The following is a 24,192-nucleotide window of genomic DNA, read 5'->3' as shown; positions in this document are numbered from 1 at the left end:
CGCAGGGTGGTGGTGTCAGAGGTTGTCTTCGACCCGGAAGCCCGCGGGGATGCTGTCCCTGCCTTCGAGAAGCAGATCCGCCATCACATGGGCCGCCTTGGGGGCCATGCCGAAGCCGATCTTGAAGCCGCCGTTGGCGATATAGTGGCCGGCGCGGCCGGGCCAGGCGCCCAGCATCGGGGCGCGCGACTTGGCGCGGGGGCGCACGCCGGCCCAGCGTTCAATGACCTCCGCACCGTGCAGCACCGGCACCGCAGAGCGGGCGCGCTCGATCACGTCATCAAGCTGGGCATCTGTCGCCGTGCCGTCCTCGAAATCGCGCTCTGAGGTGGACCCGATCGCCAGGGTGCCGTCCGCATGCGGGATGATGTGCAGGCCGCCGGCATAAAGCTGCGGCACCTCGCCTTCGTGGAACCTCAGCAGCGCGGCCTGGCCTTTGACGCCGCCGCCGATGGTCTTGCCGAAGGCCTCGTTTAGCTCCAGAAGGCCTGCGTAGCCCTTGGCGTGGACCACCTTGCCTTGGTCCGGAGCCTCGGCCTGGATCTCCACTCCCATCACCGCAAGGGCAGAGACCAGCGCGGCGCAGGCGCGGCGGGGGTGCATGCGGGCGCTGAGGGTGTCGTGGATGACATATCCGGTGGCGCTGGGCGGCACCCAGGGGCCAAGGCTGTCCGCCTTGCAGACGCGCCATTCGGCCTCGTCCTTCCACAGCGTGCGTGCGGAGATTTCGCGCTGGCGGGCAAGGTCCAGCGTGCGTTCGTCGATGATCGGCTGCAGGCGCCCGGTGCGGCCGTAACCGGGGGACACACCGCCGGTGGCCTCGACCTCAGCCCAAAAGGTTTCTGCCATCAGCAGGCTTTCCAGCTGGAACTGCTTCTTGGGGTTCCAGTTCTCCGGCACATGCGGGGCAAGGGCACCAACGAGGCCGCCGCTGGAGCCTGCCCCGGCGCCGAAGGGGTCCACCACCTGCACACGCGCACCGCGCCGGGCGCAGACCCAGGCGGTAGACAGGCCGAAGATGCCCGCCCCGCGCACCGTCACATCTGCCATTGCCATTTGATATTCCTTTCGCCAGTGTCGCGCCGTTCCAGACACTCACTTAGGGGATTATAGCATGGCAGACCAGCAGGCCCGCCTCAGCTGGCGCGATGGCACCGTTCCGGTGTCGGATCAGTTCGATGATCCCTATTTCTCGATCCAGGACGGGCTGGCGGAGACGGAGCATGTGTTCCTGGCGGGCAATGATCTGCCCGCGCGGTTTGCACCGGGATTCCGGGTTGCCGAGCTGGGCTTTGGCACCGGTCTCAATATGCTGGCGGCCTGGCGCGCCTGGGAAGCGGCGGGGCAGGAGGGGCCGCTGCGCTTCACCAGTTTCGAGGCCTTTCCGATGGTGCCCGCTGACATGGCCAAGGCGCTGGAGGCCTTTCCGGCCATTGCCCCCTGGGCGGAGCGGTTTCTGGCGGAATGGAGCGGCACGGGCCGGTGCGATCTGGGCAGCCTGCAACTGGAGGTCATTGCCGGCGACGCGCGGATGTCGCTGCCGGAGTGGACAGGGCAGGCGGATGCCTGGTTTCTGGACGGGTTCTCTCCGGCCAAGAACCCCGAGCTGTGGGGGGAGGCCCTGATGGCGGAAGTTGCCGCGCATACCGCGACGTGCGGGACGGCTGCGACCTACACCGCGGCGGGCTTCGTGCGCCGCGGGCTGGAGGCGGCAGGATTTGAAGTGACCCGCATTCCCGGCTACGGGCGCAAGCGGCATATGACAAGGGCGGTACTGCCATGAGCACGGTTCCACAGGCCAAGAGCCTGCCCCCGCCGCGGGTGCAGCAAAACAACGTGCCGCTCGGCATCCTGCTGATGATCGGCGCCACCGTCGTCTTTGCGCTGCAGGACGGTATCTCGCGCCATCTGGCGGGCACTTACAACACCTATATGGTCGTCATGGTCCGCTACTGGTTCTTTGCCGCCTTTGTGGTGTTTCTGGCGGCACGGACGCCGGGCGGGATCAGGGCAGCGGCCCGGACCGATCAGCTATGGCTGCAGATCTTCCGCGGTGTGCTGCTGGTCGGGGAAATCTGCGTGGCGGTTTACGGTTTTACCGTGCTGGGCCTCATCGAAAGCCAGGCGGTGTTCATCTGCTACCCGCTGCTGGTGGCGGCGCTGAGCGGCCCGGTGCTGGGCGAAAGCGTGGGCTGGAGGCGCTGGGCGGCGATCGGTGTCGGCCTCGTTGGCGTGCTGATCATCCTGCAGCCAGGCATGGGCGTGTTCAATCCGGCGGCGGTGATCCCCTTCATCTCAGCGCTGATGTTTGCGGTCTACGGCCTGGTCACGCGCTATGCCGCGCGCCGGGACAGCACCGCAACCAGCTTCTTCTGGACCGGGGTTGCCGGCATGGTCTTCATGACCGCCATCGGCATCTGGTTCTGGGAGCCGATGAGCCAGGGTGACTGGTTCTGGATGGCGCTATTGTGCGTTTCCGGCGTCACGGGCCACTGGCTGCTGATCAAGTGCTACGAGATGGCCGAGGCCAGCGCCGTGCAGCCCTTTGCCTATTTCCACCTGATCTGGGCGGCGATGCTGGGCGTGGCGGTGTTTGGCGAGGTGATCCGCACCAATGTTGCCATCGGTGCGGGGGTCATCATCGCGGCGGGGCTGTTCACCCTATGGCGCGAACGCATGAAGGGTTGAGCCGCTCAGCTCCTGCGAGAACGGGACCGGCAGCGGGGCCTTGCCCAGCCGGGCACGGTAGACCGGCAAGCTTTCGGTGACCCGCATCACGTAGTTTCGGGTCTCGTTGAAGGGGATGTGCTCGATCCAGTCGACGATGTCCGGGCTGCCGCCGCGCGGGTCGCCATAGCGCTCCATCCAGGTCGTGGGGCGATGCGGCCCGGCATTATAGCCCGCTGCCATCATCACCACGTTGCCGCGGAACTTGCCCGCCAGCCCGGCCAGGTAATTGGCTCCCAGCTTGGCGTTGTAATCCCACTCCGCCGTCAGGCGGGAGGTGTTATGGCCCGCCAGGATGCCCAGCTCGGTCGCCACCAGTTTGGCGGTGGTCGGCATCACCTGCATCAGCCCGCGCGCGCCGGCATGGCTGATCACAGCCGGGTCGAATTCGCTTTCGCGCCGGGCAATGGCCAGGGTCATTTCCTCAGCCATCGGCAGTTGCCGCTTGGCAACCGGATGCAGCGGATAATAGGCGCCCTCCAGCTCCACCCCGCCGCGGGCGGCGCGTTTGGAGATCATGACCGCCAGATGCGGCTGGTTCAGCTCCACCGCCATCTGCCCCAACTGGCGCGCCTGCACCGGCGGCAGGCCTTCGACCAGATGGGTGAGGAAACGCTCGGCCAGTGCCAGATCGCCCGCTTTCAGCAGCATCAGGCCGGCCTCCGCAACGGAGGACTGCATGAAATCCGCCGTCCGCCAGTCCGGCAGTTCCGCGGGTTTCACCAAGGCAGGGTCAAAGGGGCGGCCCAGTTTTTCCGCCGCCAGCAGCCCATAGAACGACGTCTGATATTCCGCCCCCTTGGCATAGGCCTCATGCGCCTTGTCGGCTTCGCCCATCGCCGCATAGGCGCGGCCCAGCCAATAACCGCCGCGGCCGATCGAGATCGGGGTTGCCACCGAGTCCAGGAAACGCTGGAAGTGCACGGCGGCCAGTTCCGGGTCGCGCAGCTTCTGCAGGGCGATGTAACCCGCCAGCCATTCGCAATCGGAGTATCCATAGCCGTCCGCGGGGGTGGAAAAGTGATAGGCGGCCAGCTGATAGGCGCGCTCATGATCGCCGTCGCGCATCAGTTGCCGGGCCAGATCACGGCGGCGGCGCAGCCATTTTCCGGGTTCGCCCAGGTTTTCGGCGCTGGTGCTGCGGTCCATCATCATGGCGATGGCGCCGTCCTGCAGCCGCTTGCGGTCACGCCAGGCAAAACGGTCATAGGCGAGGCCTGCGGCTCCCTTCAGCCGGTCCGGAACTGCCTCAATCTTTGCGTCCACACCGGGCGCGCGCTCCTGCAAGGCAATGCGCGCCTCAGCCAGCTTGCGCTCGTCCTCGGGCACCAGCGGCAGCATCCGTTTGGCGCTGACCAGGTGATCCTCCCACAACAGCCGGTCCAGTCTGGCAGTGTGATGCGGCTTCAGCAGCTTGGCGAAATCGCGCAGGTAAAGATCCTGGATAGCGCTGCCCATTGCCATGGTGCGCCAGGCCAGCACGATCTCCGCCTCGCCATCGCCCTGCTGTCCGCGGTCAATCAGCGCCTTGCCCAGGCTCAGCGCGCCTTCGGCGGTTTGGGGCCGCTCGTTTGCATAAAACACGAGGATGGTCTCGCGGCCGGTTGCGGCAATCACATCCTCGTTTTCGCGCCGCAGATAGTCCAGTCCCGGCCAGTCCGGGCGCCGCTGCAGGAACGCCATCACATCGCCCGCCGACCCCAGCCCGGCCCGCAGCCGGTGCCATTCGATAATGTCGCGGGCAGCGCTTTGCTGCGCCCCGGCCTCACGCGCGGCCTGATCCCATTTTTGCGCCCGCATGAGCTCCAGCGCGGTGCCCAGATCGCGCGCCTGCGCCGGTGCCCCAGGCAGGGCCGCGGATATCAGCAGAATAAGGGCCAGGATGCGTGTCATCTCTTGCATTTTCCAGCAGTCCGGGGATAGAGGCTTGAACGTTACTCATTGGCGTGCCGGTATCAACTCAAATCACTGGCATTCCGTATCTTGACGGCGGCGGATTGCCGCCTGCACCTGCAGCAAAAGGGAGCGTGCCCATGTTCAAAGGCTCTATGCCAGCACTCGTCACCCCGTTTTCGAACGGCGAGCTGGATCTGGATGCGCTCAAACGCTTGGTGGAATGGCAGATTGCCGAAGGCTCCAGCGCCCTGGTGCCGGTCGGCACGACCGGCGAAAGCCCGACGCTGACCCACGAAGAGCATGAAACCGTCATTGCCGAGGTGGTCAAGGCCGCGGCCGGCCGGGTGCCGGTGATTGCCGGTGCAGGCTCCAACAACACCGTCGAGATGATTCGCTTCGTGGAGTTTGCCGAGAAGGTCGGCGCCGATGCCGCCCTGGTTGTGACGCCCTATTACAACAAGCCGACTCAGCGCGGCATGGTGCAGCATTTCACGGCAGCGCATGATTGCGCCGGCATCCCGATCATCATCTACAACATCCCCGGCCGCTCGGTTGTCGACATGACGCCTGCAACCATGGGTGAGCTGGCCAAGCTGCCGCGCATCGTGGGTGTGAAGGACGCCACCGGCGATCTGGCCCGCGTCAGCCAGCAGCGCGCGTCCTGCGGTGCGGACTTCATCCAGCTGTCCGGCGAAGATGCCACCGCGCTGGGGTTCAACGCCCACGGCGGCGTCGGCTGCATCTCGGTGACCGCCAACGTGGCGCCGAAGCTCTGCGCCGAGTTCCAGGCGGCAACCCTGGCGGGCGATTTTGCCAAGGCGCTGGAGTATCAGGACAAGCTGATGCCGCTGCATGAAGCGATCTTCATCGAGCCGGGCCTGGCAGGCGCAAAATACGGTCTCAGCAAGCTGGGCATGTGCAGCGAAGAAGTGCGCTCGCCGCTGACCACGCTGGAAGACAGCACCAAGGCGGCCATTGATGCTGCCATGGCTTACGCGGGCCTGCTCTGACCCCGGATCCAGTCAGGCAATGCCGGGCGGCCCCTTCACGGAGCGCCGCCCGTTTTCATTCCAGGCCCCCTGTTCACCTGGCTGAAAATATCCCCGGGTGAATTGCCCCGTCAGGGGCAAGAGGGGCCGGCCCCTTCTGACTGCATCAGCGGCTCCGCCAGATGCCGCATCTTGTCCGGGTTGCGGGTCACATAGATACGGGCAATCCGCCCGTTCCAGACTTCCAGCGCGATGGCCTGAAGGATGCCGTCCGGTTCACGGCTCAAAATGGCGGGCAGGCCGTTCAGCTGGCACAGCCGCCAGTGCTCCGGCAGACCGCGCCCAGCCTTGCGGGCCAGCCCCTCGCACAGCCGCAGCACGCGCTCCAGCCCGTAAATCGGGTTCAGCGTGGCCATTGCCTTGCCGCCGCCATCGGAGATCAGCTGCACATCCTGCGCCAGCATCTGCGTCAGAGCCGCGGTGTCGCCCGTTCTGGACGCGCGGAAAAACGCCTCGGCCAGATCCCGCCCCTGATCGGGATTTGCCGGCGCCTGCGGGCGCAGCCGCTGCACCTTGCGCCGGGCGCGTGCGGCCAGCTGGCGGCAGGCTGCGGAAGACCGGTTCAGCGCGGCGGAAACATCGTCATACGAGCTGTCGAAGATGTCGTGCAGCAGAAAGGCTGCGCGCTCCAGCGGCGACAGGGTCTCCAGCGCCAGCAGCAGCGCAACGGAGACGTCATGGTCCAGATGCTCAGCCGGGTCGTCGGTCAGCAAGGGCTCTGGCAGCCATTCGCCGGGATAGGTTTCCCGCCTGGCGCGGGCCGATTTCAGCTGGTCCAGGCACAGCCTTGTGGTGATCCGCATCAGATACCCGGTCGCGTCTTGCACCTGTGCCTGCGGTGCCGCCTGCCAGCGCAGATAGGCGTCCTGCAGGATGTCTTCGGCGTCGCTGACGGTGCCCAGCATCCGGTACGCGGCCGCAAACAATCGCGGCCGCGCGGTCAGGAACGCATCGGTTCCGTCATTTTCTTGCTGAGCTGTCACGCGGCATTGGCCTCCTGCGCGGCAGGATGCGGGGTGCGGAAACCGATTGCAATCCGGTTCCAGGCGTTGATGGCGCTGATCAGCAGTGTCAGCAGCACCTGCTCGCGCGGGGAAAACAGCTGCGCAACGTTCTCGTAAATTGCATCCGGTGCGCCGCTAGCCTCAACCCGGGTCAGCGCCTCGGTCCAGGCCAGGGCGGCCCGCTCGCGGTCCGAATACAGCGAGGACTCGTGCCAGGCGTTCAGCAGCTGCATCCGGTCCTCGCTTTCGCCATGGGCACGCAGGTCGCGGCTGTGCATGTGGATGCAGAAGGCGCAGCCGTTGATTTGCGAGGCGCGCAGTTTCACCAGCTCCACCAGGCTGTGCTCAAGGGTGCTGTCCTTGAACAGCTTTTCCTGCTCCAGCATCGGCTGAAACAGGTCAGGCGCGGCGGTGAAGTGGTCAAGGCGTTGGGTCATTTTCTGTTCCTTTCAGATGGCTTCAGGAACAGGACGAGGCAGCCGCGCGGTTTGTGACATGCCGTAAGGAAAATGCTGAAAAAAAATCCGGGGCGCCCCGTTCAGGCGCCCCGGCGTGTGTCAGCGCTTGCCGTAGTATAGGCCGACCACATGTTCGGCCTGGGCAAAGAACAGCCAGCGCGAGACCGCGACGCCTGCGAGATGTGACAGCACCGCGAGGGCTGCAAACAGATGCTTGACCGCAAAGCCCTGCACCGGTGTCAGGATCAGCAGCAGAGGCAGCGCAAAACCGAGGACAAAGGCAATGATCCGCAGCTTTTGCGCGTGCTTGCGGCCCACCACATGCACAAACTCCCGCAACAGGTAGTTGGTGCCAGTGTGCGGCGGCTCAAAGGCCCGCACGGACCCGCGGTCCCCCAGTCCGCTCGCAGTGCCCAGGTTGGTGCCGGAGGTTTCCAGCGCCCGGTCCCCTTTGGCCCAATAGGCCAGCTGCAGCGCGCCTGCGATGGCCAGCAGCCAGGGTGCCAAATCTTCGGCCCCGGCCAGCAGCGCACCGCCAGCCAGGCTGAAGGACAGGAACACTGCGGGCGTCAGTTCCATGTTCCAGCGCGGGATCGCCTTGAGCTGGGTGTAGATCATTGAGGTGGTGAAAACGGTTGCGAGGCTCAGGCCCGCGCCGGTCCAGCCCAGCAGCGTCCAGTGGCTGTTCAGGAAGACCGCGCCAAACGCGTAGAGGCCCATGACGATCAGCGCAACGACCGCGCAAATACCCTCGCGCGACAGCCAGCTGGTTTTCCATTGCGTGAGGGCCCGCCAGGCCCGCTCCGGGCGGCCGAGGTGGAAGGTCGAGGCCAGCAGCCCGCTAACCGCGAGCGCATAGGCGATGGCGTAGAATACAAAGGCCACGGTGCCGGTCACCGCGGGCAGGCCGAGGCCCAGGAAGACCAGCAGTCCAAAGCCCAGGCCGGAGAATGTGGTGAACAGGATGACGGATGGCGCCGGATGCATCAGTTCGCTCCCCCTGAAGACTGGCCCGGAAGTTTGTCGAGTGCCTTGTCCAGCCATGCGAGGAAGCCTTGCGGCTCTTCGGCGACCGGTGCCAGCAGCGGGGCGAGGATGTCGATCTGTTCCTCAATCCGGTCCTTGGGCCGGGGCGGCAGGTATTTGTTCACCGGCTTGGTGCCCATTTCCGGCATCAGGTCCATGCCGCCGCGCTCCGCCACCAGTTTGGAGACATCGCTGTCCGGATCGCCCAGATCGCCGAAATGGCGCGCGCCTGCGGGACAGGTCCGCACGCAGGACGGGGTGCGGTCTATCTCCGGCAGGTTCTCATTATAGATCCGGTCCACGCAGAGGGTGCATTTCTTCATCACGCCCTCGGCCAGGTCCAGCTCGCGCGCGCCATAGGGGCAGGACCAGGCGCACAGGCCGCAGCCGATGCAGTGGTCCTCGTTCACCAGAACGATGCCGTCCTCCACGCGCTTGTAGCTGGCACCGGTCGGGCAGACGGTGACGCAAGGCGCGTCCTCGCAGTGCAGACAGGATTTGGGGAAGTGGATCAGCTGCGCGTGGCCGTGCTCGGGCTGGACTTCATAGGAATGAACACGGTTCAGAAAAGTCCCCGACGGATCGCCGCCGTAGGGCTCTTGATCCGACAGCGGAGCGCCGTAGTTTTCCGTGTTCCAGCCTTTGCAGGAGATCACGCAGGCATGGCAGCCGACGCAGGTGTCCAGGTCGATGACCAGGCCCATCTTGCGGTCTGTCTTGGCGGGAAGCTCAGTCATTCCGGGCACCTCCGTTGCGGGGTTGCGGACCAAGACTTTTCAGAAAAGTCTTGGCAAAATTTTTCGCAAAAATTTTGCACCGTCATTTGCCGACCTTCCATTTCAGTTCCTTGGGGCCGGTGCCAACTGGCGACTTCTGCGCCGGGAAGGCTGGCTGGCTTTCCTGCAGACCGTCCGGGGCGGCGGCCTTTTCGATTTTGACCTTGAGGTCGAACCAGGCCGCCTGGCCGGTGATCGGATCGGAGTTCGCCCACCGCAGGCCGTCACCCTTGGGCGGCAGCAACTCGTGGATCAGATGGTTCAAAAGAAAACCCTTGGTGGCCTCGGGCGCGTCCTGTTCCAGCGCCCAGGCGCCCTTGCGCTTGCCGATGGCATTCCAGGTCCAGACAGTGTTTTCGTTCAGCGCCGCCATTTCCATCACCGGCACGGTGATCGACCCGTGCGGCGACGAAACCTTGGCCCAGTCGCCGTCTTGCAGCCCGTGCTCGCGCATCAGCCTCGTCGGGACATAAAGCGGGTTGCGGCCGTGCAGCTGGCGCAGCCAGGCGTTCTGGGTGCCCCAGGAGTGGTACATCGCCATCGGCCGCTGGGTCAGCGCATTTATGGTGAAGCCCTCGTTGCCCTGCTGATCCGTCTCGTACCAGATGGGCAGCGGGTCCATCACCGTCTTCAGCCGCTGGCGCAAGTGATCCGGCGGCTGCCGTTCGCAGTGGCCTTCGGCGGCCAGCTGGAACTTGCGCATCGGCTCCACGTAGAGCTGGAACAGATAGGGTTGCGGGCTGTCATAAAGCCCCATGCCTACTGCCCAGTTCTGATAGGCCGCATTCCAGGGTTTGTAGTAATCTGCGCCTTGCGGGATGTGAGCGACATAGAAGCCGCCGTTTTCGATATAGCGGTTCAGCTGATCCGGGTTCACCTCACCGCGGCCTTCCTTGTCGCCATCCTTGCCGCGGAAGCCTGCCAGCGGGCCGATGCCGGGCTTGCGCTCGTGGTTGACGATGTAGTCGGCGTAATCCTTCCACTTGGGGCTGCCATCGGCGTTGGTGAATCCCGGCAGGCTCATCCGGTTGGCCAGCTCGATCAGCACCGACTGGAAGCCGCGCACATCGCGGTCGGGCTCAATCACCGGCCAGCGGATCGCATCCGCCGCCGCATCCGCCTCGCAGATCGGACGGTCCAGCAGCGAAATGCAATCGTGCCGTTCCAGATAGGTGGTGTCGGGCAGGATCAGATCCGCATAGGCCACCATCTCCGATGAATAGGCATCGGAGTAGATGATGTGCGGGATCATATAGCCGCCGTCGTCGTTGCGGGCGCTCAGCATCTCCATCACGCCCTTGGTGTTCATCGAGGAGTTCCACGACATGTTGGCCATGTACATGAACAGCGTGTCGATCTTGTACGGATCGCCCGCATGGGCGTTGGAGATCACCATGTGCATCAGCCCGTGCGCCGACATCGGGTTTTCCCAGGTGAACGCCTTGTCGATGCGCTGGGGATTGCCGTTTTCGTCAAGCAGCAGATCGTCGGGGCCGCGCGGGAAGCCGAGGTGCGGTCCATCCAGCGGACGGCCGGGACGGCGGTCGCCGTGCGGGGTAGGGTGCGCCTCGACGGGTTTGGGGTAGGGCGGCTTGAAGCGGAAGCCGCCGGGCACCTCCACGGTGCCCAGCAGGATCTGCAGCACGTGCAGCGCGCGGCAAGTCTGGAAGCCGTTGGCGTGCGCCGACACCCCGCGCATCGCGTGCATCGACACCGGGCGGCCGGTCATCTTGCTGTGGGTTTCGCCGCGGAAGTCGGTCCATTCCACATCCAGCTCAAACGCCTCGTCAAAGGCGACGCGGGCCAGCTCTCCGGCGATGGCGCGGATGCGCTTGGCCGGGATGCCGCATTTGTCCGCAATCGCCTCCGGCGCGTAGTCTGGCGACAGGTAGCGCTCCGCCATCAGGTGGAAGACCGGGCGGTGGGTGACGCCGTCCCGTTCGTAAACCGCGGTCAGGTCCGGGCGCACGCCGGGCTGGTCAAAGGGGGTGAGGTTGCCGGTATTGCGGTCGATCACCAGCATTTTGCCGTCATCATCGCGCAGGAACAGGCCGTTGTCCGGGCCTTCGGCGGCGTTGATCAGCACCGGCGCGTTGGTGTAGCGGCTGAGATAATCGAGGTCGATCTTCCCCGCCTTCATCAGCACGTGGACCAGCGACAGGATGAACAGCCCGTCGGTGCCGGGTGTGATGCCGACCCAATCATCCGCCACCGCGTTATAGCCGGAGCGGATCGGATTGACGCCGATCACCCGCGCGCCGCGCTTCTTGATCTTGCCGATGCCCATCTTGATCGGATTGGAGTCGTGGTCCTCGGCCACCCCGAACAGCATGAACAGCTTGGTGTGCTCCCAGTCGGGCTGGCCGAATTCCCAGAACGCGCCGCCCATGGTGTAGATGCCGGCGGTCGCCATGTTGACCGAGCAGAAGCCGCCGTGCGCGGCGTAATTCGGCGTGCCGAAGTTCTGGGCCCAGAAGCTGGTGAAGCTTTGGCTCTGGTCGCGTCCTGTGAAGAAGGCCAGTTTCTGCGGCGCGGTTTCGTGCAGCTCGTTCAGCCAGCCAACGGCGGTGCTGATCGCCTCGTCCCAGGAAATCTCCCGGAACTCGCCCGATCCGCGCGGCCCCACCCGCTTGAGCGGGGCGCGCAGCCGCGACGGGGCGTTCACCTGCATGATCCCAGCCGAACCCTTGGCGCACAGAACACCCTTGTTCACCGGGTGGTCGCGGTTGCCCTCGATATAGGCGACCTTACCGTCCTTCATATGCACGTTGATGCCGCAGCGGCAGGCGCACATGTAGCAGGTGGTTTTCCGCACCTCGTCGGATACAGGGGGGGACGTGTCCACCCGGGGTTGCTGGAATGTCATCTGGCCTCCCTTCTGGTCTCCCCGATCAGGTCAACAGCTCGATCCCCGCCAGGATCAGCCCGGCAATGAACAGAGTTTCGACGATGATCAGGGCAATGGCCGCGCCTCCTACGGCCAGGACCTGTTTCAGATTTGTTTTCATTCCCACCGCAGCGATTGCGGTGAGCAGCAGCCAGCGCGAAGCCTGGCTGAGGAATTCGGTAACGGCCGGCGGGATCAGCCCAAAGGAGTTGATCCCGGCCAGCACCAGAAAGGCAATCACAAAGCCCGGCAGAATGGGCGGCCGCTTGCCGTCGCCGGGCAGCTCGGCAAAGGAGCGGATCATCAGCGAGGCCGCCAGCACGATAGGCGCCAGCATTGCCACCCGCATCAGCTTGACCAGGGTGGCGGTGTCGCCGGTCTGCTCGGAGATTGAGAAACCCGCGCCGACCACCTGCGCCACGTCGTGGATGGTGCCGCCCAGGAACACCCCGGCCTGAAGGGAGTTCAGCTCCAGCACATTCACCAGGATCGGATAGGCGATCATCGCCACCGTCGACAGCACCGTCACGCCCATCACCGTGAAGATCAGCCGCTCCTCGGAGCGGTCGTCACGGGGCAGGATGGCACTGATGGCCATCGCCGCCGACGCCCCGCAGATTGCCACGGAGCCTGCGGTCAGAAGCGCAAAGCGCCACTTGTGGCCAAAGAACCGCGCCACGGCGAGGCCGAAGGCAATGGTGGCGATCACGCCGCCAACAACCAGCGCGATCAAGTCCCAGCCAAGCCCCATCATCAGCACCATCGACACCCGCACCCCCAGCAAGGCCACCCCCAGCCGCAGCAGGGAGCGGGCGGAAAAGGCGATGCCGGGCACGGTCTTGCCCTCTTCGCCCAGAAAGCTGACGGCTATCCCCAGCAGCAGCGCAAGCAGCATGGCAGGGGTTGCGTAATGCTCGGCAAGGAACTGTGCGGTGATGGCGACCAGGACCGAAACCGCCACGCCCGGCAGCAGCAGGCGCAGCTTGTCTTGCAACTCACCCGATTGCAGCGAAGAGATGGGTGTCAGGATGGACATGGAGGGAAACCTTGGGCATGTGGTGGAGGATGGGCTGCTGGAGACGGGGGCCGGACGGCTGCGGGTGTGTTCAGTCTGTCGCGCTGCACCTGGGATAGTTTTCCAAATCGGGCGCAAATGGAAGGAAAATGTTTACTCCAGGTGGAGCAGTTTTCCTGTATGCAGGGCGATCTGCCGCTCTTCATCTGCCGGAATGACATGGACGGCGCTGTCCGGCACTCCCGTCCACGACAGCCGCTGCAAGACCCTGGTGCGGATGGCTTCGGAGTTTTCGCCAATGCCGCCGGTAAAGGCGATGGCGTCGATGCCTTCCATCGCAGCAATCATCGAGCCTGCGTGGCGCGCGCACCAATAGCAGAAATGCTCGACCGCAAAACTGGCAGCTTCGCCGCCGTCCTCCAGCAGCGCACGCATGTCGTTGGAGAGGCCGGATAGGCCAAGCAGACCGGATTGCTGCTGCAGGTCCCTGCGCACCTCGGCAATGCTGGTTTGCTCTGCCCGGTCCAGCACGGCGCTGGCGTCAATGCTGCCGGAGCGTGTGCCCATCGTCAGCCCCTCCAGCGGGGAATAGCCCATTGTGGTTGCAACGCTTTGGCCATCGGCAATGGCGCACAGGCTGGCGCCGTTGCCGAGATGGCATGCCAGCAGCCGGGGCGGCGGCGCTGTGCCGGTTGTTTCCGCCAGCCGGCGCAGCAAAGCCTCGTAGCTGAGGCCGTGAAACCCGTAGCGGCGGATCCCGGCCTGCTGCCAGGACGGCGGCACGGCGTAGCGCACGGCGGTCTCCGGGTTGGTTGCGTGGAACGCGGTGTCGAAACAGGCAACCTGCGGCAGGTCCGGCAGCAGGGCCGTCAGCGTGCGTATTGCCGCTGCATTGTGCGGGTTATGCAGCGGTGCCAGCGGGCTGCAGGCGTCGATCCGGTCCAGCAGCGCCGCTGTCACACGCTCCGGACGCGTCAGGCTTGCGCCTCCGTGGACAACGCGGTGGCCTGCTGCGTCGAAACCGGCAGCGGGATAGCCCTGGGCGGCGAGCCCCTCAAGAAGCCGTTCGAAGGCTTCTGCGTGGTCTGCAAGAGCGGCAGGCTGGCGGCTGCCGCCGATCCGCAGCTCGCCGCTGTCACCGATGCCCGCTGCTTCGGCCGTCAGCAGCGATTTCAGCCTCTCGCCAAAGACGGCCAGCTTGATCGAGGAGGAACCTGCGTTCACGATAAGTATCCGGGACATCTTATTCACCTCGTTCAGACGGCAAGCTTAGCGATATTGATCAGCGACAGCGCGGTCAGCATCAGCACAACCGCGCGGCGGAACAGGCTTTGAGAGACCGCCTGGAAACCGCGGGACCCGGCCCAGATGCCGAGGCCCAGAATGGGAAAGGCCAGCAGGATGCCGGTCAGGGTTTCCGGCCCCACCAGCCCGTTTGCGGCCATCACCGGCAGCGCCATCACGTCGATGCCGGTCAGGAACACGATCATGGTAGCGCGGAACACCGCGGGCGGCACCGGCTGCGCGGTCAGGAAGGCCGCGACCGGCAGGCCGCCGACACCGGCGCTGTTGGCGATGCCTGCGATGGCGCCCACGCCCAGATTGCCGCTGCGCCCCACCGGGCGCGCCAGCTGCCAGCCGCTCAGCAGCACCAGGCTCAGCCCCAGGATCAGGCTGGAAACCGCCAGCCGCGCCTCCTGTTCGCCCAGCCGTGCCATGATGGCGATGGCGGGAACGGTGGCGACTGCGGCCCCGCCCAGCAGGGCAATGGCGCGGGGCCAGTCGATATGCGGGCGGATGCCCCGCGCCTGAAAGGCGGTCATGGCGATTTCGCAGGAAAACACCACCGGGATCAGCGGCAGCGGGTTGGTGGTCAGCGCCGCCAGGATGATGAAGATCGCGGAGAACCCGAAGCCGGAAAAGCCCCGGATCAAGGCCGCCGCGAACAACGCGGCGGCCAGGTAGGCCCCCTGGCCCGGAGAGAGGTCAAAGGGCAGGGGCACGCGCGTCAGACCTGCTGTTCGCGCATGTCGGCCTTGTCGATGCCTGCCACGCGGACCGGCTTCTTCATGGCGTCACGGCGGAACGGCTCGCCCAGCTCCTGGTTGATCATCGCTTCGATCAATGTGGTGGTGCCATTCTTCTGGTCTTCGATCGCCTGGGCCAGCGCCGAGGTCAGCTCGTCCATGGTGCGGGCAACCACGCCTTTCAGCCCGCAGGCTTTGGCGATGCCGGCATAAGACACCTGCTGGTCCAGCTCGGTGCCGACGAAGTTGTCGTCGAACCACAGGGTGGAGTTCCGCTTCTCCGCGCCCCACTGGTAGTTGCGGAACACCACCTGCGTGATGGCGGGCCACTCGCCGCGGCCGATCGCGGTCAGCTCGTTCACCGCGATGCCAAAGGCACCGTCGCCGGAGAAGCCCACAACCGGAGTGTCCGGGTTGCCGATCTTGGCGCCGACAACCGCCGGCAGGCCATAGCCGCAGGGGCCGAACAGGCCGGGGGCCAGATACTTGCGGCCGGCCTCGAAGGACGGGTAGGCGTTGCCGATGGCGCAGTTGTTGCCGATGTCGGAGGAGATGATCGCCTCTTTCGGCAGCGCGGCCTGAATGGCGCGCCAGGCCATGCGGGGGCTCATCCAGTCCGGCTTGTCGGCCCGGGCGCGCTCGTTCCAGGTGGTGCCCGGATCGTCCTCCTCGTGGGTCATCTCGGTCAGCTGCTGGGCCCAGCGGGATTTGGTTTCCGCAATGCGCGCCTTGCGCTCGGCGCGGCCCTCGTCGCCGGCGGTGTCAGACAGCTGCGCCAGAATGCCCTGCGCCACCTTGGCGGCGTCGCCGATGATGCCGACAGAAACTTTCTTGGTCAGGCCGATGCGGTCCGGGTTGATGTCGACCTGGATGATCTTGGCATTGGCCGGCCAGTACTCCATGCCGTAACCCGGCAGGGTGGAGAACGGGTTCAGGCGGGTGCCAAGGCACAGTACCACGTCGGCGTCCTTGATCAGCTCCATGCCGGCCTTGGAGCCGTTGTAGCCCAGCGGGCCTGCAAACAGCGGGTGCGAGCCGGGGAAGGCGTCGTTGTGCTGGTAGCCAACGCATACCGGAGCATCCAGGCGCTCGGCCAGATCCTTGGACGCTTCGATGCCGCCCTTGGACAGGACGACGCCGGCACCGTTCAGGATCACCGGGTTCTTCGCCTCAGAGAGCAGCTTGGCCGCTTCGGCTACGGCGGTCTCGCCGCCGGAGGGGCGCTCAAACTCGACGATGGCGGGCAGTTCGATGTCGATCACCTGGGTCCACATGTCACGCGGGATGTTCAGCTGGGCCGGGGCGGAGGCGCGCTTGGCGTTCATGATCACCCGGTTCAGCACTTCGGCCACGCGGGAGGGATCGCGCACTTCTTCCTGGTAGCAAACGCAGTCGGCGAACATGCGCATCTGCTCCATCTCCTGGAAGCCGCCCTGGCCGATGGTCTTGTTGGCCGCCTGCGGGGTGACCAGCAGCAGCGGGGTGTGGTTCCAGTAGGCGGTCTTTACGGCGGTCACGAAGTTGGTGATGCCGGGGCCGTTCTGGGCGATCATCATCGACATCTTGCCGGTGGCGCGGGTGTAGCCGTCAGCCATCATGCCGCCGGAGCCTTCGTGGGCGCAGTCCCAGAAGGTGATGCCCGCGGCGGGGAAGATGTCGGAAATCGGCATCATTGCAGAGCCGATGATGCCAAACGCGTGCTGGATGCCATGCATCTGCAGCGTTTTGACGAAGGCTTCTTCGGTGGTCATTTTCATGGCGGGTTCTCCTGAGTGAGACGCAGAATTCCTCCGGGCGCGGAGGCTGGGAATTGACTCCGGTTTAGGGGGCGGCGCAGGACCGGGTTAGGGCCAGTTTTTCCGGCTGGTAAGGCCAGAGGCACCCTCCCGCCCGGCGTCGCTCATCCGCAGGATGCGCTGTGCCCGTTGGGCCCGGCGCCTGCGGCGCCAGTTGCTGTGATCCGCCCCCCCCCGTTTCCTCAAGTGCCGGCGCAAGCTGAAGGGACCGCGCCGTGCCGCAAGGCGCGGCGCCCCGCCCAAGGCCGCCAGCCTGCGCCGGCGCAGCCTGTGCTGGCGCGGGCGCGGGAGCCGCCCGGATGTGTGCGGGGGCTCAGCCTTGCTTCAGCGCGCTTGCAAGCAGCGCGAGACCGGGTTCGATCCGGGTTGCGGGGATCGAGGAATACCCCAGCCGGTAGTAATTCTGCTTGCGGTTTCCGGCGGCAAAGAACGGCGCACCGGGTTCGATGATGACGCTTTTCTCCTTCAGCCGCTCTGCCACCGCCGAAGTGTCCACCCCTTCCGGCGCGCGCATCCACAAGGCAGAGCCGCCATAGCCGCCGACGCCTGCGATCTGAAGGCCATGTTTGCGAATGGCGTCCTCGATCACCGCGCGGCGGTCGTGCAGCACCTTGGCGGTGCGGCGGATCTGAGCATCATAATGCCCCAGCGACAGGAAATAGGCCACCGTGCGCTGCACATGGCCTGGCGGATGCCTCAGCACGCTGGCGCGCAAGGCCCTTGCCTGGCGGATAAACGGTTCCGATCCAACCAGATAGCCCAGACGCAGCCCGGGAAACAGCGACTTGGAGAAGCTGCCCGCATAGATCACCCGCCCTTCGGTATCGAGCGATTTCAAGGACGGCGAGGGGGCCCCGAGGAACGACATCTCGAACTCGTAGTCATCCTCGACGATCACCGCGTCGATGCTGCTGGCCCGCCGCAACAGCTCCTTGCGGCGTTCCATCGGCATGGTGAAGGTGGTCGGGCTCTGGTGGCTGGGGGTGCAGAAGATCACATCGGTGCCTTCCGGGATCTGTTCCGGCGGCAGCCCGCCTGCGTCCACCGGGATGCAATCCATCTGGCAGCGGGTCTGCACCACCTGGTCGCGCAGGGTGTAATAGGCCGGGTCCTCCACCGTGGCGCGGCGCTTGCGGTTCAGCAGCAATTGGCAGGTGATCCACAGCGCGTTCTGCGCCCCGAGCGTGATCAGGATCTCCTGCGGCCGCGCGGTGATGCCGCGCCGCGGCAGCGTGTGGCGGGCAATGTACTCGATCAAGAGCGGGTCGTCCTGGTCGAAATAGTCGTTTGCCAGCGCCGAGAAATCTTTCTGCCCCAGCGCCCTGAGCGCGCACAGCCGCCAGTTGGCGTGGTCGAACAGCGACGCATCCGCCTGACCGTAAATGAACGGATAGCGGTAGTCGCGCCAGTCCTGCGGCTTGCGCGGCGTGTCGCCGCCGGTAAAGCTGCGTGCCAGCACTTTATCCCAGTCCATCGCATCGCCGGCCTTCTGCTGCGGCGTGTAGGAAGGCGGCACCGGGGCGTTTTCTGACACGAAATACCCCGACCGCCCGCGCGAGGTGAGGTAGTCATTGGCCAGCAGCTCTGTATAGGCCAGCGTCACGGTGATCCGGCTGATGCCCAGATGCGCCGCCAGCTTGCGCGAGGACGGCAGCTTCTCCCCGACGCGGAACCGCCCGGACAGAATGCCCTCGGCAATCATTTCCTGGATTTGCGCCTGCAGGGTGCCCTGGGCGTCCCGGTTGAGGAAGAAAGTGTCGACGGAAATGGCCATGCGCGCCACCTTAGGGTGGACTTAAACGCGGTGCAATCTGGACTTAGGGCCGGTTTGGCGAATTCTGCGCCTTGGACTGGGTCCGGCGGCACGCCAGCAGACGGCGGTGATCAGATGGTGGTTCCTGCGGTCCCGCACGGTTCTTGCAAAACGCAAAATAAACTATAAAACTAGTTTTGTCGAATCAAATGGAGCAGCATCATGCAATGGGAAGAAGCCGCACAGGGATTTGCCGCGATGGGATCGGAGGCGCGGCTGCAGGTGCTGCGCTGCCTGATCCGGGCGGGCGGGGCCGGGCTGACGGTCGGGGACATTCAGGAACGCACCGGCATTGCGCCCTCAACCCTGGCGCATCATTTGAAATTTCTTACCGGTGCCGGTGTGGTGGCGCAGGAACGCGTGGGGCGGTCGACGATCAGCCGCGCCGAATTCACCCGGCTGGAGGCACTGGCCGGTTTCATCCTCAGCGAATGCTGTGCGGATGCGGGCAAAGGGGCGGCGAACGATGGCTGAACTGACACAAACCCCCGGTAAGGCAAAAACACTGGGCAGCTGGCTGAAGACACCCTGGGCGCTGAGCCTTGCGCTGTTGGCAGCCGCTGCTGTCCTTGACCCCGGCAACTTCCGGTCTGTTGTGGAATTCACCCTGGCCGCGCTGGGCAGCACGGCCCGCTACATCTTGCTTGCCGTACTGCTGCTCGCCTATCTCAAGGCGACGGGCGCCGAGGCCATGGTGGCGCGCGCCTTTGAGGGGCGGGAGACGCGGATGATCCTGCTGGCGGCGCTGTTCGGAGGGCTGGCACCGTTCTGCTCCTGCGAGGTGATCCCGTTCATTGCGGGCCTGCTGGCGCTGGGTGCGCCGCTGTCGGCGGTGATGGCATTCTGGCTGTCCTCGCCGCTGATCGACCCGCCGACGCTGCTGATCACCGCAGGCGCGCTGGGCTGGCCCTTTGCCATTGGCAAGGCGGTGGCGGCAGTGGCGCTGGGGCTGTTCGGCGGTTTTGCCATCAAGTTGCTGCGGGGGCAGGGCGTTTTTGCAAATCCGCTCCGTAAGCAGGAGGCCAAGAGCTGCTGCGGCTGCGGCGGGCCAAAACCGGACGCCAAGCCGAACTGGCGGTTCTGGACTGAGGCAGAGCGCAAGGTGACATTCCGTGAGGAGTTCGTCTCCAACGGTCTGTTTTTGCTGAAGTGGCTGGCGCTGGCCTATGTTCTGGAATCGCTTCTGGTCCACTATGTGCCGGCTGATGTGATCGCCGGTCTGGTGGGCGGTGAAGGCGTGCTGCCGATTGCCATTGCGGCGCTGGTCGGGATGCCTGCATACCTCAATTCCTATGTCGCACCGCCGCTGCTGGCGGGGCTAATGGAACAGGGCATGAGCGCAGGCGCGGCCATGGCCTTCATGGTGGCAGGGGCGGTCAGCTCGGTTCCTGCGATGGCGGCGGTCTGGTCGCTGGTTAGGCCGCAGGTTTTTGCCGCTTACTTGGGACTTGGGGTGAGCGGCGCGATCCTGTCGGGCATTCTGTTCCAGCTGATCTGAGACACCTGCGGCGGGCAGGGGGCTTCCGCCCGTCGCGAAGCAATCAGAGATTGCTCCGCTTCCGTTGGGTCCGGCGCCGCGCTGACGCGCGGCGCTGCTTTTTGCCGAGAGGGCTTTGAGGGGCAGAGCTGTCTGCGCAGAGGCCCTGTCCGATTGTGTGCTGAGCAGCCGCGTCACGGAGAAGCCGCCTGGCGGCGGGGCCTTCGGCCTCCTTGACTGGCGGGCTTTAAAGCAAAAAACGCCCCGGAAAATCCGGGGCGCAGGTTGTTCGTCCAACAGGGAGAGTGTCAGCCGAAAACTTTGGTCAGGGCCTTGTCGACCGCGTCGCAGATTGCGTCGATATCGTCTGCGGTGGCGATCAGCGCCGGGCTGAAGCACAGGGTGTTGTTGCGCCCCGGCAGCGAGCGGTTGGTGACACCGATGATCACCCCCTGGGCGCCGCATTCCGCGACAACCTGCTGGGCCAGCTTCTCGTCCACCGGCTCCTTGGTGTCGCGGTCCTGAACCAGCTCGGCACCCAGGAACAACCCCTTGCCGCGCACGTCGCCAATCACGGCGTGCTTTTCCTGCAGCTTGCGCAGGTTGTTCAGCATCCGCTCACCCATGGCAACGCAGTTGTCCAGCAGGTTCTCGTCCTCGATAATGCGCATGTTTTCCAGCGCCGCCGCGGGGCCTGCGGTGCAGCCGCCGAAGGTGGAAATGTCGCGGAAGTAGTTCATCGGATCGCCCGCGTCGTCCTTGAACATCTCAAAGACTTCCTCGGTGGTCACCATGCAGGCAATTGCGGCATAGCCGGAGGCGACGCCCTTGGCCATGGTCACAAAGTCCGGCTTGATGCCGTACTGCTGGTAGCCGAACCATTTGCCGGTGCGGCCGACACCGCAGACCACTTCGTCGATGTGCAGCAGGATGTCATACTTCTGGCAGATCTCCTGCACGCGCTCCCAATAGCCTTCGGGGGCTTCGATGACACCGCCGCCTGCGGTCACCGGCTCCAGGCACAGGGCGCCAACGGTTTCCGGGCCTTCGCGCAGGATCACTTCCTCGATGGCGTCTGCAGCGGCGATACCAAATTCGCGGCCGGACAGGTGCTCCAGGCCCAGCTCATGCTTGCGGTATTCCATGCAGTGCGGCACGCGGACAAAGTCCGGCGCAAAGGGGCCGTACTGCGCGTTGCGCTCGTCCTGGCCGCCCGCCGACATGGTGGCCAGGGTGGAGCCGTGATAGTCGCGGTCGCGGTACAGGATTTTAGTCTTCTTGCCGCCGTATTTCTTGTGGGCGATCTGGCGGATCATCTTGAAGGCCTTCTCGTTGGCCTCGGACCCGGAGTTGGTGTAGTAGACGCGGGTCATTCCCGGCATCTTGGAGATCAGCTTTTCAGCAAACAGCGCGCCAGGGATTGAGCCGGCCGAGTTGGCGAAATAGCAGACCTTCATCAGCTGGTCGTAAACGGCCTTGCAGACGCTTTCGCGGCCATAGCCGACGTTGACGGTCCAGACCCCGCCGGAGACCGCGTCCAGGAATTCCTTGCCGTTCTGATCCCAGACACGCATGCCCTTGCCTTCGACAATGATGCGCGGATCCGCGCTTTCCAGCGCCTTGTGCTGGAACAGGTGGTGCCACATGTGGGCCTTGTCGGCCTCCACCACGCGGGAGAGATCGTTTTCGTTGAACGTGCCGTCCATGACATGTCCTTTCGGCGTTGGAAGTGAATCGGGCTGCCCGGCACCCTACACGGGCTTTCAGGCGTATTGTGTACCAGAAACGTCAGTTTTGCGGAATTCGTTAGGGCCAGAGCATTTGCTTGCTTAGGTCCAGAGGCGGCACCCGGGCGCGAGGCGGCGGCGGACCGCAGGTGCGGGCAGATAAAACAAATGTTCTGACGCTGTATCCTTGAGACCGGATGTGCCGACGGGCCAAGCTGCGGGCAGCCGGGATGCGAGTCGCACCGGGTCAGGCGGCAACGGAGGAGAGCGGTGGAATACAGTTTGATGGTGGCGCCCAACGGGGCCCGGCGGGGGCGCGGGGATCACCCGCAGCTGCCGGTGACGCCGCAGCAGACGGCGGAAACCGCAGCGGCCTGCTTCGCTGCAGGTGCCCATGCGCTGCATCTGCATGTGCGCGATGGTGACGGGCGGCACTCGCTGGATGCTGGGCGCTACCGCGAAGCCCTTGATGCGGTGCGGGAAAGCGCGCCGGAAATGGCGGTGCAAATCACCACGGAAAGCGCCGGCATCTATGATGTGGCCGCCCAGTTCGCCTGTCTGGAGGCGCTGCGCCCGGCAGCGGCCTCTGTCTCGGTGCGGGAAATGGCGCGGGATCCGGACCTGGCCGCGCGCGCCTACGCCTTATGTGCGGAGGCAGGCACGCAGGTGCAGCATATTCTATACGGTCCGGACTGCATCGCCCGGCTGCGCGTCTGGTATCAGGACGGCATTGTCCCGGCTGCCATGCGCGATGCGATCTTTGTCTTGGGCAAATACACTCCGCCGGTTCTGGCCCGGCCCGAGGGGCTTGCTGTCTTTCAGGACGCTGCGGCGGATCTGCGCCTCCGCTGGGCTGCCTGCGCCTTTGGCCGCTATGAGCACGCCTGCCTGCTGGCGGCGATTGCCGCTGGAGGGGATGCGCGAATCGGATTTGAGAATAACATCGAAACACCGGATGGCGGGCTGCTGGCAGACAATGCGGCCTCTGTTGCCGCCTTCGTTCAGGCCGCAAAGGCCCAGGGCCATACCCTCAAGGAGTGCCGATCATGAGTCATGTCTTTCCCCGCCACACCAAAGCCAGCCTGCCCACCGCCGTTGCCGGTGACGGCTGCTATCTGATCGACGCGGATGGCAAGCGCTATTTCGATGGCTCCGGCGGCGCTGCGGTCTCCTGCCTGGGCCATTCCGACGCCGATGTGATCAAGGCGGTGCAGGAGCAGGTCGGCAAGCTGGCCTTTGCTCATACCGGCTTCCTCACTTCGGAACCGGCGGAGGAACTGGCGGACCTGCTGGTCGCCAACGCGCCGGGGGACATCGACCGGGTCTATTTCGTCTCCGGCGGGTCGGAGGCGACCGAGGCGGCCATCAAACTGGCCCGCCAGTACCACCTGGAGCGCGGCGAACCGCAGCGCCGGCACATCATCGCCCGCAAGCAGAGCTACCACGGCAACACCCTTGGAGCGCTGGCCGCTGGCGGTAATGAATGGCGCCGCACCCAGTTCGCACCGCTGCTGATCGGCATCTCCCACATCTCACCCTGTTACGAATACACCGGCCGGGGAGAGGGCGAGAGCAGCTATGACTACGGCCAGCGGGTGGCAAATGAGCTGGAGGCGGAAATCCTGCGCCTTGGCCCGGATTCGGTGATGGCCTTCATGGCGGAGCCGGTTGTCGGCGCCACCTCCGGTGCGGTGCCGGCGGTTGAGGGCTATTTCAAGCGCATCCGCGAGATCTGCGACCAGTACGGCGTGCTGCTGATCCTGGATGAGGTGATGTGCGGCATGGGCCGCACCGGGCATCTGTTCGCCTGCGAGGCGGATGGCGTGGCGCCCGATATCCTGTGTATCGCCAAGGGACTGGGGGCAGGCTACCAGCCGATCGGCGCGATGCTCTGCACCCGGCAGATTTATGAGGCGATCGAGCATGGCTCCGGTTTCTTCCAGCACGGCCACACCTATATCGGCCATCCCGTAGCGACCGCTGCGGGCCTCGCCGTGGTCAAGGCGATGCTGGAGCGCGGCCTAGTGCAGCGCTGCGCTGAGATGGGAGAGAAGCTGCAGGCGGCGCTGGAGGAGCGTTTCGGCCAGCATCCCAACGTCGGCGACATCCGCGGCCGCGGCCTGTTCCGCGGGGTGGAGTTGGTGGCCGACCGCGCCACCAAGCAGCCGTTTGATCCCGCGCTAGGACTGGCCGGGCGGATCAAGAAGGCAGCCTTTCAGGCCGGGCTGATCTGCTACCCGATGGCGGGCACCCGCGACGGCCGGAACGGCGACCACATCCTGCTGGCGCCGCCCTTCATCATCACCGAGGAGCAGATCACCGAGGTGGTGGACAAGCTGGAAACCGCGATCGCCCAGTGCCTGCCGCAGGGGTGAACCTGACAGGTTCAGTGTCCTTTCGCCTGCCGCGCCAGCGGCAGGCACGCGTCCGTCCGGCCCACGGCGGGCGCGTTCCGCACCCGCCCGGGCGAACGCTCAGCGCACCGAACTGCGCCTAGGCGGTCTCCCGAAATCC

General features: G+C 65.3%; 20 protein-coding genes. 7 read left to right on the top strand and 13 right to left on the bottom strand.

The window, feature by feature from the left end:
• Window positions 1-15: 15 nt before the first annotated feature.
• Window positions 16-1,056 (bottom strand): NAD(P)/FAD-dependent oxidoreductase, encoded by a 1,041-nt coding sequence (locus tag R2C4_RS15060; protein WP_141891275.1) that lies wholly within the window; start codon window positions 1,054-1,056, stop codon window positions 16-18.
• Between the two features lie 58 nt (window positions 1,057-1,114).
• On the opposite strand from R2C4_RS15060, the gene mnmC2 reads away from it, so the two are divergent.
• Together mnmC2 and R2C4_RS15050 are read left to right on the top strand one after the other, a co-directional pair.
• Entirely contained in the window at window positions 1,115-1,783 is a 669-nt protein-coding gene (mnmC2, locus tag R2C4_RS15055) for a tRNA (5-methylaminomethyl-2-thiouridine)(34)-methyltransferase MnmC2 (protein ID WP_141891274.1), read from the top strand.
• A complete protein-coding gene (locus tag R2C4_RS15050; RefSeq protein ID WP_141891273.1) occupies window positions 1,780-2,688 on the top strand; it encodes a DMT family transporter in 909 nt (302 codons plus the stop codon). Before mnmC2 ends, R2C4_RS15050 begins: the two co-directional genes overlap by 4 nt.
• Here R2C4_RS15050 and R2C4_RS15045 read toward each other — a convergent pair.
• Entirely contained in the window at window positions 2,662-4,620 is a 1,959-nt protein-coding gene (locus R2C4_RS15045) for a lytic transglycosylase domain-containing protein (protein ID WP_141891272.1), read from the bottom strand. The genes R2C4_RS15050 and R2C4_RS15045 overlap by 27 nt on opposite strands.
• A 140-nt stretch (window positions 4,621-4,760) precedes the next feature.
• Between R2C4_RS15045 and dapA the strand changes: the two genes are divergently transcribed.
• The gene (gene dapA / locus R2C4_RS15040) at window positions 4,761-5,633 is read left to right on the top strand and encodes a 4-hydroxy-tetrahydrodipicolinate synthase (RefSeq protein ID WP_141891271.1); all 873 of its coding nucleotides are present in this window, start codon (window positions 4,761-4,763) and stop codon (window positions 5,631-5,633) included.
• Window positions 5,634-5,743: 110 nt separating this feature from the next.
• On the opposite strand, the gene R2C4_RS15035 is transcribed toward dapA, so the two are convergent.
• From R2C4_RS15035 to pdxR, 10 genes are all read right to left on the bottom strand, one after another.
• Window positions 5,744-6,655 carry a sigma-70 family RNA polymerase sigma factor gene (locus tag R2C4_RS15035; RefSeq protein ID WP_141891270.1) on the bottom strand — a complete coding sequence of 304 codons (912 nt, stop codon included), beginning with the start codon at window positions 6,653-6,655 and terminating at the stop codon, window positions 5,744-5,746.
• Window positions 6,652-7,113 (bottom strand): carboxymuconolactone decarboxylase family protein, encoded by a 462-nt coding sequence (locus tag R2C4_RS15030; RefSeq protein WP_141891269.1) that lies wholly within the window; start codon window positions 7,111-7,113, stop codon window positions 6,652-6,654. The genes R2C4_RS15035 and R2C4_RS15030 overlap by 4 nt, the downstream gene beginning before the upstream one ends.
• 120 nt (window positions 7,114-7,233) lie before the next feature.
• On the bottom strand, window positions 7,234-8,121 hold the full coding sequence (locus R2C4_RS15025) for a dimethyl sulfoxide reductase anchor subunit family protein (RefSeq protein ID WP_141891268.1): 888 nt from the start codon (window positions 8,119-8,121) through the stop codon (window positions 7,234-7,236).
• Window positions 8,121-8,897, bottom strand: coding sequence for a 4Fe-4S dicluster domain-containing protein (locus R2C4_RS15020; protein ID WP_141891267.1), 777 nt, complete (start codon window positions 8,895-8,897; stop codon window positions 8,121-8,123). Before R2C4_RS15020 ends, R2C4_RS15025 begins: the two co-directional genes overlap by 1 nt.
• An 82-nt stretch (window positions 8,898-8,979) precedes the next feature.
• On the bottom strand, window positions 8,980-11,802 hold the full coding sequence (locus tag R2C4_RS15015) for a molybdopterin oxidoreductase family protein (RefSeq protein WP_141891266.1): 2,823 nt from the start codon (window positions 11,800-11,802) through the stop codon (window positions 8,980-8,982).
• Window positions 11,803-11,827: 25 nt separating this feature from the next.
• Window positions 11,828-12,859, bottom strand: coding sequence for a YeiH family protein (locus R2C4_RS15010; protein ID WP_141891265.1), 1,032 nt, complete (start codon window positions 12,857-12,859; stop codon window positions 11,828-11,830).
• Window positions 12,860-12,991: 132 nt separating this feature from the next.
• Window positions 12,992-14,080, bottom strand: coding sequence for an acetate/propionate family kinase (locus R2C4_RS15005; protein WP_141891264.1), 1,089 nt, complete (start codon window positions 14,078-14,080; stop codon window positions 12,992-12,994).
• A gap of 14 nt (window positions 14,081-14,094) precedes the next feature.
• Complete coding sequence (locus tag R2C4_RS15000) at window positions 14,095-14,841, bottom strand: sulfite exporter TauE/SafE family protein (protein WP_141891263.1); 747 nt, start codon at window positions 14,839-14,841, stop codon at window positions 14,095-14,097.
• A gap of 5 nt (window positions 14,842-14,846) precedes the next feature.
• Entirely contained in the window at window positions 14,847-16,622 is a 1,776-nt protein-coding gene (gene xsc / locus R2C4_RS14995; RefSeq protein ID WP_141891262.1) for a sulfoacetaldehyde acetyltransferase, read from the bottom strand.
• 352 nt (window positions 16,623-16,974) lie between these two features.
• A complete protein-coding gene (gene pdxR / locus R2C4_RS14990; protein WP_141891261.1) occupies window positions 16,975-18,435 on the bottom strand; it encodes a MocR-like pyridoxine biosynthesis transcription factor PdxR in 1,461 nt (486 codons plus the stop codon).
• Window positions 18,436-18,636: 201 nt separating this feature from the next.
• On the opposite strand from pdxR, the gene R2C4_RS14985 reads away from it, so the two are divergent.
• Window positions 18,637-18,948, top strand: coding sequence for an ArsR/SmtB family transcription factor (locus R2C4_RS14985; RefSeq protein ID WP_058284956.1), 312 nt, complete (start codon window positions 18,637-18,639; stop codon window positions 18,946-18,948).
• Window positions 18,941-19,972 (top strand): permease, encoded by a 1,032-nt coding sequence (locus R2C4_RS14980; protein WP_141891260.1) that lies wholly within the window; start codon window positions 18,941-18,943, stop codon window positions 19,970-19,972. The genes R2C4_RS14985 and R2C4_RS14980 overlap by 8 nt, the downstream gene beginning before the upstream one ends.
• 287 nt (window positions 19,973-20,259) lie before the next feature.
• On the opposite strand, the gene R2C4_RS14975 is transcribed toward R2C4_RS14980, so the two are convergent.
• Entirely contained in the window at window positions 20,260-21,657 is a 1,398-nt protein-coding gene (locus tag R2C4_RS14975; RefSeq protein ID WP_058284958.1) for an aminotransferase family protein, read from the bottom strand.
• A 306-nt stretch (window positions 21,658-21,963) separates the two neighbouring features.
• Here R2C4_RS14975 and R2C4_RS14970 point away from each other — a divergent pair, with 306 nt between their 5' ends.
• The gene (locus R2C4_RS14970; protein WP_141892110.1) at window positions 21,964-22,728 is read left to right on the top strand and encodes a beta-keto acid cleavage family enzyme; all 765 of its coding nucleotides are present in this window, start codon (window positions 21,964-21,966) and stop codon (window positions 22,726-22,728) included.
• Window positions 22,725-24,053, top strand: a complete 1,329-nt coding sequence (locus R2C4_RS14965; RefSeq protein WP_058284960.1) for an aspartate aminotransferase family protein — start codon at window positions 22,725-22,727, stop codon at window positions 24,051-24,053. Before R2C4_RS14970 ends, R2C4_RS14965 begins: the two co-directional genes overlap by 4 nt.
• Window positions 24,054-24,192 lie beyond the last annotated feature (139 nt).

This window comes from Leisingera aquaemixtae (genome assembly GCF_006740765.1).
GTDB lineage: Bacteria > Pseudomonadota > Alphaproteobacteria > Rhodobacterales > Rhodobacteraceae > Leisingera > Leisingera aquaemixtae.
The sequence above is the reverse complement of the archived record's forward strand: the minus strand, read 5'-3'. Positions and strand labels throughout refer to the sequence as shown.